Consider the following 11,445-nt stretch of genomic DNA (forward strand, 5'->3'; position numbering starts at 1 on the left):
TTGATGAAGGATCCGGCTTGATCCGCGCGGTGCTGACGACGCCCGCCAATGTCAACGACACCACGCCGGCTGATGAGTTGATCCGTGGCGATGAAGCCGTGGTGTGGGCCGATGCGGCTTACGATACCCATGCCAGACGAGCCCGGCTGAAGGCGGAAGGCAAAAAGCCCCGCATCGCCCGGCGTCCCAACCGCCATCACCCAGAGTTGCCACCGAGGCTCAAACGCTACAACCTACTCATCTCTCGACGACGGGCGACGGTGGAGACCACCTTCGCTACCCTCAAACGCCGGATGCGGCTGACCTACATCCGTTACGTCGGTCTCATGAAGGCAAGCGGACAAATCCTGCTCGCCTCCATCGCATTCAACATGAGGAAATGGGCCGCGATCGCGGCCTGAGCCGCCCGCCGAGGGCGACAATCACAGTCTTGGCCGGAGCCTGTCGCGACCCAGACCTTCTCTCTCGACGTCTTCAGCCTCAAAAGCCAATAGCGCAACAGGCCCACAAGGGGAGAAGGGAGTGCAGCGTGGTCGCTGCCGCAAACCGCAAAACTTCATTCATCCAATTTGACTCGAATTTTAGCCAATTCCCCAATAACCGTTAGGGTTACTTCCTCGATCTCTAGACGAATTATTGTCCGCTTTACCACCCGCCTCTAACAGAGGGACGGCGGACAACGCACATGCCTCATACAGGCCAATAAGTGCGGCCCGCTCCACGCGGAGGTGGCACGATGCGCAACGAGACGATCGCTATTCACGCCGGCTACGAGCCCGAAGCCACCACGCACGCTGTTGCCGTGCCGATCTACCAGACCGCGGCCTACGCCTTCGACAGCGCCGATCACGGCGCGGCGCTCTTCAATCTCGAGACCGAAGGCTATCGCTACAGCCGCATCGCCAATCCGACCAGCGCGGTGCTGGAGAAACGTATCGCCGAGCTCGAGGGCGGCGTCGGCGCGCTTGCGGTCGCGACCGGGCAGGCCGCGCTGCATTTCGCCTTCGTCAACGTCGCCGATCACGGCGGCAACATCGTTTCCGTGCCGCAGCTCTACGGCACCACGCATACGCTGCTCTCGCACATCCTGCCGCGGCAGGGCATCACCGGCCGCTTCGCCGAGAGCGACAAGCCCGAGGCGATCGAAAAGCTGATCGACGAGAACACCCGCGCGGTGTTCGCCGAAACCATCGGCAATCCCGCCGGCAATGTCTGCGACATCGAAGCGCTGGCGAAGATCGCCCATGCCCATGGCGTGCCGCTGATCGTCGACAATACCGTTGCAACCCCCATCCTGCTCAAGCCGTTCGATTACGGCGCCGACATCGCCGTGCATTCGCTGACGAAGTTCCTGGGTGGCCACGGTACCACGCTCGGCGGCGCCATCGTCGATTCCGGAAATTTCCCCTGGGCCAAGCACGTCGATCGCTTCCCCGGCTACAACAAGCCGGACGCCTCCTATCACGGCCTCGTCTATGCCGAGCGCTTCGGCAAGACGGCGTACATTGAGCGCGCGCGCAGCATCTATCAGCGCACCATGGGTTCGGTGCTGTCGCCGTTCAACGCCTTCCTGCTGCTCCAGGGCATCGAGACCGTCGCGCTGCGCATGGAGCGCCACTGCGAGAATGCCCGCAAGGTCGCCGAATTCCTGCGCAAGGATCCGCGCGTGGCCTGGGTCAATTACACCGGTTTCCCGGACAGTCCTTATTATCCGCTGGTCCAGAAATATCTCGACGGCAACGCCTCGTCGCTGTTCACCTTCGGCATCAAGGGCGGCATGGAAGCCGGCAAGTCCTTCTACGATGCGTTGAAGCTGATCACGCGCCTCGTCAATATCGGCGATGCCAAGTCGCTGGCCTGCCATCCGGCCTCGACGACGCACCGGCAGATGTCTGCCGAGCAGCAGCGGGTCGCCGGCGTTTTGCCGGAAACGATCCGCTTGTCGATCGGCATCGAGCATTGCCAGGACATCATCGAGGACCTCGACCAGGCCCTGGAAAAGGCCTGCCCATCCGCGCGCCTCCAGGCCGCGGAGTAGGCGGCGGCGCCGATGACGATCCTGATCGACAGGGATCAAGCCATATCGAGCCCGGCGCTGGTGCCGGGGGCGGGCGATCTCGCGCGCGAGCACGGTGGCACCGAGCTCACCATCGGGTTGATCAACAACATGCCGGATCCGGCGCTGAAGGCCACCGAGCGGCAGTTCATGAAGCTGCTGCAATCCGCAGCAGGTCCGCGCCGCATCCGGTTTCACTGCTTCTCGCTGCCTTCGGTCAAGCGCTCGCCGGAAGCGAAGTGGCATGTCGAGAGCGAATATTCCGAACTCACCGAACTCAGGCGCCACAAGTTCGACGGCCTGATCGTGACCGGCGCCGAGCCGGTCGCGCCCGAGCTCGACCAGGAACCGTATTGGCGCGATCTCACCGAGCTGATCGACTGGGCCAAGGTCAACACGCGCTCGACGATCTGGTCGTGCCTCGCTGCGCATGCCGCGGTGCTGCATCTCGACCGCATCGAACGGCGGCCGCTCGCCGCCAAATGTCACGGCATTTTCGACTGCGAGGCCGTGACCGGCGATCCGCTGACGCGGGCCGCGCCTGCGCCGCTCAAGGTCTCGCATTCGCGCCTCAACGAGATCGCCGAGAGCGACCTCGCGCAGGCCGGCTACCAGGTGCTGACGCGTTCGGCAAAGGCCGGCGTCGACATCTTCGTCCGGCAATATGCCAGCCGCTTCGTGTTCTTCCAGGGCCATCCGGAATATGACGCGCTGTCGCTTCAGCGTGAATATCTGCGCGACATCGGCCGTTACCTTGCGCGTGAGCGCGACCATTATCCGCATTTGCCCGTGAGCTATTTTGACGCTGCGACGGAAGAGAAGCTGGTCCGCTTCGAGAAGCAGGCCAAGCACCAGCGCCACCCCGCGCTCAGCAACGAACTGCCGGCGCTGAATTTGCGTGCCGATATCGCCGCGGGCAGCGCCGCGGCGGCATTGTTCCGGAACTGGCTGCAATATCTCGGCGCGGGGACCGATGCGTCGGTGCTTGCGCGTTAGGTCGGGACGACGAGCTCGACGTTAGGACTAACGAAGTGTGAAGCTTGCCTCGAGCAGCGTACGAATGCTTCAGTGAGGGACGGGGCAGACAGGAAATGCGAGTCGTGTGGTCGGCACTCCAGGGACGCGTGAGCAATCGGCTGGCCCGGCATTTCCGCGCCGCGCCGCATCGGCTGCCCGCGCATGCGCCCATGGTGAGCTTCACCTTCGACGATGCCCCCGATAGCGCCGCAGGCGAGGGCGCCGGGCTTCTGGAGCAGCATGGCGGTCGCGGTACCTTCTATCTCGCCGGCAGCCTGGTCGATCGTCCCTCGGACCACTGGCACGGCCTGTCGAACGACGCCATCGTGCGGCTTCACCGGGCCGGACACGAGATTGCCTGCCACACCTTCTCGCACCAGAGCGCGGTCGGTCTCGACGAGACCGCCATGGCCCGGGAGATCGAGCGAAACCGCAGCCATTTTCGCGGCATTGATTCCTCGATCACGCTGGAAAATTTCGCTTACCCCTATGGCATCGCGTCGGTGTGGCGCAAGCCGCAGCTCGCCAAGACCTTCCGCTCGGCGCGCGGCATCCTTCCCGGCGTCAATCGCGACGTCATCGACCTCCAGTTCCTGCGCGCCTCGCCCCTGGTCGATCGCGAGATCAATACGACGGGTGTCGATCGCTATTTCGACGAGGCGGTCGAGAGCGGCGGTTGGTTGATCTTCTACGGTCATGACGTCGCCGACGCGCCGAGCCCATATGGCTGCACGCCGCACCTGATGCGCCATGCGCTGCAGGCCGCCGGGAAACGCGACATGCCGATCGTCACGGTCGCGGAAGCGCTGCGAAGGATCGGGGCGTAAGAAAGTTTTCTTCCCACAAAGGGTGGGGGAAGGCGGCGTCCGGCGGAGCAAACGGTCTTGCCACGCCTGCGCGGTCATGCGACTGGCCTTGGGACGAATCTCACGGCCTCACCCCGACATGCCCATGTCCTCTCCTTCCACCGCTCCGCTGTCCGCGCCGGCCCAGGGCCGCGATGCGTTGTCGGTGCTGCGTTCGGTGTTCGGCCTGCCCGGGTTCCGCGGCGCGCAGGGTGAGATCATCCGGCACGTCACGGACGGCGGCAATTGCCTGGTGTTGATGCCGACCGGCGGCGGCAAGTCGCTGTGCTATCAATTGCCGGCACTGCTGCGCGAAGGCTGCGGTGTCGTGGTGTCGCCCTTGATTGCGCTGATGCGCGATCAGGTCGCCGCCATGCTCGAAGCAGGAGTCAACGCCGCCGCGCTGAACTCGTCGCTGACCCCGCAGGAAGCGTCCGACATCGAGCGGCGCCTGATCGCGGGTGATCTCGACCTGCTCTATGTCGCGCCGGAACGGCTGCTGACGCCGCGCTGCCTGGCGCTGCTGGCGCGGGCGAAGGTGGCGCTGTTCGCTATCGACGAGGCGCATTGCGTCTCGCAATGGGGCCATGATTTCCGCCCCGAATATGTCGGCCTGTCGGTCATCGCCGAGCGTTTTCCCGACGTTCCCCGCATCGCGCTGACCGCGACTGCCGACGAGTTGACCCGCAAGGAGATCGTCGAGCGGCTTGCGCTTGCAGACAGTCCGCACTTCGTCTCCAGCTTCGATCGTCCCAACATCCGTTACGAGATCGTCGACAAGCGCAACGCGGTGTCGCAGCTCAAGGATTTCATCCGGGAGCGTCACGCGGGAGATGCGGGCGTCGTCTATTGCCTGTCCCGCAAACGGGTCGAGGAGGTCGCCGCCGCGCTCGACGACGCCGGCATTGCCGCGTTGCCTTATCACGCCGGGCTCGACAGCAGCGTGCGCTCGCGTAACCAGGACCGCTTCCTCAACGAGGACGGCATCGTCATCGTCGCGACCATCGCTTTCGGCATGGGCATCGACAAGCCCGACGTGCGCTTCGTCGCGCATCTCGATCTGCCCAAGAGCATCGAGGCCTATTACCAGGAGACAGGACGCGCCGGCCGTGACGGCAAGCCGTCGGCGGCCTGGATGGCCTACGGTCTCTCGGACATCGTGCAGCAGCGCCGCATGATCGACGAGTCGAGCGGCTCCGACGAATTCAAGCGGGTCTCGATCGGCAAGCTCGATGCGCTCGTTGGTCTTGCTGAAACGCCGCACTGCCGCCGCCGCCGGCTGCTCGCCTATTTCGGCGAGATCGTGATGGGCGAGGGCTGCGGCAATTGCGACAATTGCCTGACGCCGCCGAAAATGCGCGACGGCAAGGTGCTGGCGCAAAAACTGCTATCCTGTGCCTATCGCACCGGGCAGCGCTTTGGCGCGATGCACCTCATCGACGTGCTGATCGGACGGCTCACCGAGAAGGTGACGCAGTTCGGCCACGACAAGCTCACGGTGTTCGGCATCGGACGCGAGCTCAACGAAAAGCAGTGGCGCACAGTGCTGCGGCAGCTCGTGGCGATGGGACATTTGCTGAGTGACAGCGAAGCGTTCGGCGCGCTTAAGCTGACGGATTCGTCGCGCGGCGTGCTACGGGGCGAAACGGAAGTGTGGCTGCGCGAAGAAGCGCCCGGCGCCCGGATCCGTTCAAGCCGCGCCAAGTCGCGCCGCGGTGATCTTGCGCCGGCGGCCGATGCGCCGCAGGGCGATGTCGATCCTGAATTGCGCGCGCGGCTACGAGCGTGGCGCTCGGAGATTGCCCGCGCACGTGGCGTGCCGGCCTACGTCGTGCTGCACGACGCCACCATCGACGGCATCGTTCGCGCATGGCCGACCACGCTGGACGAGCTGCGCAATGTGCCCGGCATCGGCGACAAGAAGCTCGAGCATTACGGCGACGAGCTGCTGCAGATCGTCAGGACGCGGTAGCGTATCCTGACTTGTAGCCCGGATGGAGCGAAGCGAAATCCAGGGCAGTTTGTCCGTATTGGACAAGCCCCGGATTGCGCTTCGCTCCATCCGGGCTACGAAGATAGAGAGGCGAGAGTCGTCCCGCCTCCCTTATACCTCACCCGTTCCGGAACGCATACCCGTAGCCGTTCAGCGCCGGTGCACCGCCGAGATGGGCGTAGAGGATCTTCGCGCCCTTCTCGAAATAGCCCTTCTGCGTAAGGTCGATCAGGCCCTGCATCGACTTGCCCTCGTAGACGGGATCGGTGATCATGGCTTCGAGACGCGCGGTGAGGCGGATCGCCTCCTTGGTCTCTTCCGACGGCACGCCGTAGGCGGGATAAGCGTAATCCTCGATCAGCACGACGTCGTCGGCGACGAGATCCTTGCCGAGCTCGACGAGCTTGGCCGTGTTCTGCGCGATCGAGAGCACCTGCGCCTTGGTCTGCGCCGGTGTGAATGAGGCGTCGATGCCGATCACCTTTCGCGCGCGGCCATCGGCGGCGAAGCCGACCAGCATGCCGGCATGGGTGGAGCCGGTGACGGTGCAGACCACGATGTAGTCGAACTTGAAGCCGAGCTCGGCTTCCTGCTTGCGCACTTCTTCGGCGAAGCCGACATAGCCGAGCCCGCCGAATTTGTGCACGGAGGCGCCGGCGGGAATCGCGTAGGGCTTGCCGCCCGCCGCCTTCACCTCCTCGATCGCTTCCTCCCAGCTCTTGCGGATGCCGATGTCGAAGCCGTCGTCCACCAGGCGCACGTCGGCGCCCATGATGCGCGACAGCATGATGTTGCCGACGCGGTCATAGACGGCGTCCTCGTGCGGCACCCAGGCTTCCTGCACCAGGCGGCACTTCATGCCGATCTTGGCAGCGACCGCCGCGATCATGCGGGTGTGGTTGGACTGCACGCCGCCGATCGAGACCAGCGTGTCGGCGTTCGAGGCGATCGCGTCGGGGATGATGTATTCGAGCTTGCGCAGCTTGTTGCCGCCATAGGCGAGCCCGGAATTGCAGTCCTCGCGCTTGGCGTAGACCTCGACATTGCCGCCGAGATGCTTCGAGAGCCGCTCCAGCTTCTCGATGGGCGTCGGACCAAAGGTCAGCGGATAGCGCGCGAATTTTTCGAGCATCGTCAGGTCATCCCGATTGGCGTTAAATGTCTGCGAAAACACTAACATCGCGCCGCAAAAAGGTGCTTTCAAATATTGCGCGTTTATTGCGCTCGATCTTGCGATAAGGGCGCCAATATGTACTATTCCTTCCGGAATAGACGCTCGCCACGGAAGCTTCTTCCATGTCCGCCCGCCTCGACCGTATCGACCTTAAGATGTTGCGATTGCTGCAAAATAACGGCCGGCTCAGCAACGCCGAGCTGGCCGAAACCGTCGCCATCAGTCCCGCCACCTGTCATCGCCGCACCCAACGCCTGTTCGAGCACGGCTTCATCGCCGCCGTCCGCGCCATGGTCGCGCCGAAGAAGGTGGCAAAGGGCACGCTGGTGATGGTCGGCGTCGTGCTCGACCGTTCGACGCCGGAGAGCTTTGCGATCTTCGAGCAGGCGATCACCAGGCTGAAATTCGTGCTCGACTGCCACCTCGTCGCCGGCGACTTCGACTATTTCCTCAAGATCCGCGTCGGCGACATGGAGGACTTCAACCGTATCCATGGCGAGCAGCTGATCGCGCTGCCCGGCGTGCGCCAGACCCGCACCTTCTTCGTGATGAAGGAAGTCGTCGACAACGCACCGCTGGAGTTTTGAACGGCCTCACAACGCCTGTTCGACGATGCCGTCCGCGACCTGCTCCCGTCCGGCGTCCTCCGGTCGCATCGCGATCACCGCGATCAGCCCGAGGCCGACGCCGATCATCACATAGAAGATCGGCGCCAGCGGGGAGCCGGTGAGCGCGATCAGCCATGTCACGAAGAACTGGGCAAAGCCGCCGAATACCAGCACCGCGACATTGTTGACGATGGCAAGCGCGGTCGAGCGGACGCGGATCGGGAACAGCTCGACCAGCGTGGTGCAGTAGACGCCGAGGAAGAAGGCGCTGAAGAAGCCGATGACGACCTGGGCGACCAGGAGCCTTGCGATCGACGGCTCGGAGATCACCCAGCTATAGAGCGGATACAGCGAGACGAAATAGCCAATGAGCGAGACCAGCAGCAGCGGCCTGCGCGGGTAGCGGTCGGAGACGGCGCCGGCAACGGGAACGACGATCACCATCACGATCGCCGCGATCATCTGAACCAGGAAGCTCTGCATCAGCGGCAGCTTCAGCACCTCCTTGGCGTAGGTCACGGTGTAGCCGAAGGTGACGTAGAACGACACGGCGCTTGCCACCACCATGCCCATGCCGATCAGGAAATTGCGGCCGGGATTCTTCAGCGCGGCGATGAAATCTTCCTTGTGCACCGTCGCCATGCTGCGCCGGGACGCTTCGGGCTCGATGACGCTGGCGCGCATATAAAGCAGGATCGGAACGATCACGAGGCCGACGAAGAAGGGGATACGCCAGGCGCCGGCGGCAAGCTGCTCCTGCGTGAAGGTCAGCGTCAGGGCGGCGCCCAGCACTGCGCCGAGCACGTTGGCCATGAGCTGGCCGGCGATTTGCCACGAGCCATAGAAGCCGGTGCGGCCGGGAGGCGCCGCTTCGATCAGATAGGCGGTCGAGGTACCGAACTCGCCGCCGACCGAAAAGCCCTGTAACAGCCGCGCCAGCAGCACGATCAGGGGTGCCCCAATGCCGGCTGTCGCGTAGGTCGGCGTCAATGCCAACAGCGCGACCGACAGCGCCATGATGCCCATGCCGAGCGTCATCGCCGCCTTCCGCCCCTTGCGATCGCCGAAATAGCCGAGCACGAGGCCGCCGATCGGCCGCATGAAGAAACCGGTGCCGAACAGCGCGGTCGTCAGCAGCAGCGCGTTGATCTCACTGCCCGGAATTTTGGGGTCGACCGGAAAGAACAGGTTCTTGATGACCGGTGTCATCAGCGCGAACACGGTGAAGTCGTACCACTCCATTGCGTTGCCGGCGACCGCGGCCACGATGGCCTTCCTGTTCGTCTGCATCTCTCGCTTGCCTGTCCGGTTGTGCCTATTCGGCGGGTTGATGGGTGGCGTCGGCATCCTGCCATTCGTCGCCGGCGAGTTCCGGCGTTGCGAAGGCCTTGAGGTTGGCGAAATGAATCTCGCGATCCTCGACGAAGAGGCGGCGGACGATGCCGCGCGCGAGCCGGTCGGCGCCCTCGCTGATCGCGGGAATATCGCCGGAAAGCTTTCCGTGGCTCAGCGTCGCCGGATAGTTGAAACAGTGCAGCCGTGCCAGCATCGGGCAGGCGCCTGACTGCTTCTCCAGGAACTGAAAGCTGTCGCCGAGGTCGGGCGAGTTTTCCAGCTCCGCATTGTTCATGCCGTCAGGCGTCGGGAAGCGGTCGCTCCAGAAGCGGATATGCGGCGCGAACGCGGCAAGCTCGTCGCGCAACGCTAGGTCGACCTTGAAGCCGGTGCCGAAGATGATGAAGTCGGTCGCATAGCGGCCCTTCGGTGTCGTCACCATGAGATGATCCTCTTTGACGACGAGATCATCGATCGGGCTTGCGAGATGGAAATGCGCCTGCGGATAGGCGGAGACGCGCAGCACGCTCTGCCGCGGCGGCGGCGTCTGAGCTTTCAGCGTGTGATCGAGGAAGCGCCATTTCCAGTCGTCCGTCAGGCCGGCAAAGCCGTGCACGACCCCCTGGCTGCCGATGCCGGTGAATTTGTTGACGCGCGGGATGTCTGCGCGCCGGATGAAGAGGTCGAGGCGCGCGGCGCCCGCCTCCAGCGCCATCGCCGCGTTGTCCATCGCGGATGCGCCCGCGCCGACGACGGCCACGCGCCTGCCGCGAATCTTTTCGAAGTCGATCGGGTCGGAGGAATGGGCCCAGAAGCGCCGGTCGATGCCGTCGGCGAGCGGCGGCACGTAAGCGCCGCCGAGGCCGTCGCGCCCCGTCGCCAGGACGACATGCCGCGCGAGAATGTGTCGCGACGTGCCACCTTCGCTGATTTCGAGCGCGAACAATTCATCGGGGCGCGCGTGGATACGCTCAACCGAGACCCCGTTGCGGACTGGCAGGCCCAGCACTTTGCGGTACCATATCAAGTAATCCATCCATACCGTGCGCGGCGCGCGGTCGAGCGCCTGCCAGGCTGGCTCGCCATATTGCGCCTCGTAGAAGGCGCGGAAGGTCAGCGCCGGCATGCCCATCGCGGGGCCGGTCAATTCCTTGGGCGAGCGCAGCGTCCGCATCCGCGCGAACGTGACCCAGGGACCTTCCTCGCCTGCGCACGCGCGGTCGAGCACGAGCTGGTTGTCGACGCCGAAACGCTTGAGCATGGCGGAGGCGACGAGGCCGGCCATGCCGGCACCGACGATGACGACGTCGACGACGCCCCCGCCATCGACGACGCGGCGGGGCACCCACGACTTGGCCGGCAGTTCGAGCCAGGCCAGATCCTGCTTCAGGCGCGCTTCAAGTGCCCCGAGGCCCGCCGCACCAGGTGTCATCGTCATGAGGAAGCTTTCTCGAATTTAGTGGTTTCGTCGCCGGCCTCGGCTAGCGCGGTGGCGCCGCTATGGAGCCTTGCGCCAGGCATCAGCGCGACCGCGGCGCGCAGAGCGCCGTTGAGCGCGGCAACCGTCGGCGTCAGCTCGCGCCCGGTCGGCGCAATCGCGGCGAACAGGAACGAAATGGACACATCCAACGGCCGGGTGACGACGCCTTCAACCGGCAGGCTGGAAGTCAGCACCGGCTCGACCACGGCGATGCCGAGCGACTGCTTGGCCATGGCAATCGCCGTCAGTGAAGCGTTGGTGTCGATGACCTCAGCGGGCACGACACCTTCACGCTCCAGCGCCTCCTCCACGCGGCGGCGAAGCCGGTAGGGGTTGGCCATCGTCAGCAGCCGGACGCCACCAAGATCCTTCAGGCGAATGACCTTCTTCTTCGCCAGCGGGTGATCCATCGCGAGGCACGCAACGCACGGCACCTCGCAGACCCACTGCACGTCGAGTCCGGGATGCTGGATCGGCAGGCTCGCAAGACCGAAATCGACCGACTGCGACAGCACCGATTGAACCACATTCTCGGCCGAGAGCGCCTGCACGTGGATCTGGCTTGGTAGCAACTCGCGTTCGAGCGCTGCGAGCGCAGCCGGGACGAAGCCGGCCGCCAGCGCCGGGATCGCCGCCAGGCTGAGCACGGGAAGCGCACCCGCGCCGATCGCGTTGGCACGCTGGCGGATGTGCTTCAGGCCCATCAGAAGCCGCTCGACCTCAGCATGAAACAGGATGCCTTTCGGTGTCGGGCTGATGCGCGGGCCATTCCGGGTGAACAGGAGATAGCCGACGTCGGCCTCGAGATCCTGGATCTGACGCGTCGTGACCGGCTGCGAACGGCCGAGCAACCGCGCCGCACCGGTGATGCTGCCGGCAGACATCACGGCGACGAAGGCCTCGAGAAGGCGAATGTCGATAACGTCCTGGTTCATGG

At 64.6% G+C, this 11,445-nt stretch carries 10 protein-coding genes; 6 read left to right on the top strand and 4 right to left on the bottom strand.

Going from position 1 to position 11,445, the window contains the following annotated elements; all coding sequences use genetic code 11:
- The 5 genes from ABIB91_RS03295 to recQ form a co-directional block, all read left to right on the top strand.
- Positions 1–401: transposase (locus tag ABIB91_RS03295; RefSeq protein ID WP_354159973.1), on the top strand; the 401-nt coding region annotated here is incomplete at its 5' end.
- A gap of 335 nt (positions 402–736) precedes the next feature.
- Complete coding sequence (locus ABIB91_RS03300) at positions 737–2,038, top strand: O-acetylhomoserine aminocarboxypropyltransferase/cysteine synthase family protein (RefSeq protein ID WP_354159971.1); 1,302 nt, start codon at positions 737–739, stop codon at positions 2,036–2,038.
- A gap of 12 nt (positions 2,039–2,050) precedes the next feature.
- Positions 2,051–3,052 (top strand): homoserine O-succinyltransferase MetA, encoded by a 1,002-nt coding sequence (metA, locus tag ABIB91_RS03305; RefSeq protein WP_354159969.1) that lies wholly within the window; start codon positions 2,051–2,053, stop codon positions 3,050–3,052.
- A gap of 104 nt (positions 3,053–3,156) precedes the next feature.
- Positions 3,157–3,900, top strand: coding sequence for a polysaccharide deacetylase family protein (locus tag ABIB91_RS03310; protein ID WP_354159967.1), 744 nt, complete (start codon positions 3,157–3,159; stop codon positions 3,898–3,900).
- A gap of 124 nt (positions 3,901–4,024) precedes the next feature.
- The gene (gene recQ / locus ABIB91_RS03315) at positions 4,025–5,890 is read left to right on the top strand and encodes a DNA helicase RecQ (protein WP_354159965.1); all 1,866 of its coding nucleotides are present in this window, start codon (positions 4,025–4,027) and stop codon (positions 5,888–5,890) included.
- A gap of 139 nt (positions 5,891–6,029) precedes the next feature.
- On the opposite strand, the gene ABIB91_RS03320 is transcribed toward recQ, so the two are convergent.
- A complete protein-coding gene (locus ABIB91_RS03320) occupies positions 6,030–7,043 on the bottom strand; it encodes a 1-aminocyclopropane-1-carboxylate deaminase (protein WP_354063352.1) in 1,014 nt (337 codons plus the stop codon).
- A gap of 164 nt (positions 7,044–7,207) precedes the next feature.
- Here ABIB91_RS03320 and ABIB91_RS03325 point away from each other — a divergent pair, with 164 nt between their 5' ends.
- Positions 7,208–7,672 (top strand): Lrp/AsnC family transcriptional regulator, encoded by a 465-nt coding sequence (locus ABIB91_RS03325; protein WP_007599137.1) that lies wholly within the window; start codon positions 7,208–7,210, stop codon positions 7,670–7,672.
- Between the two features lie 6 nt (positions 7,673–7,678).
- Here the strand turns inward: ABIB91_RS03325 and ABIB91_RS03330 are convergent, their stop codons facing one another.
- The 3 genes from ABIB91_RS03330 to ABIB91_RS03340 are packed head-to-tail and all read right to left on the bottom strand — an operon-like array spanning position 7,679 to position 11,443.
- Positions 7,679–8,983: a citrate-proton symporter gene (locus ABIB91_RS03330; RefSeq protein WP_007599138.1), complete on the bottom strand. Its 1,305-nt coding sequence runs from the start codon at positions 8,981–8,983 to the stop codon at positions 7,679–7,681.
- Between the two features lie 25 nt (positions 8,984–9,008).
- Entirely contained in the window at positions 9,009–10,466 is a 1,458-nt protein-coding gene (locus ABIB91_RS03335) for an NAD(P)-binding domain-containing protein (RefSeq protein ID WP_354159962.1), read from the bottom strand.
- Positions 10,463–11,443 (bottom strand): LysR family transcriptional regulator, encoded by a 981-nt coding sequence (locus ABIB91_RS03340; RefSeq protein WP_354159960.1) that lies wholly within the window; start codon positions 11,441–11,443, stop codon positions 10,463–10,465. Before ABIB91_RS03340 ends, ABIB91_RS03335 begins: the two co-directional genes overlap by 4 nt.
- Positions 11,444–11,445 lie beyond the last annotated feature (2 nt).

Source organism: Bradyrhizobium sp. JR4.3 (assembly GCF_040547695.1).
Lineage (GTDB): Bacteria > Pseudomonadota > Alphaproteobacteria > Rhizobiales > Xanthobacteraceae > Bradyrhizobium > Bradyrhizobium canariense.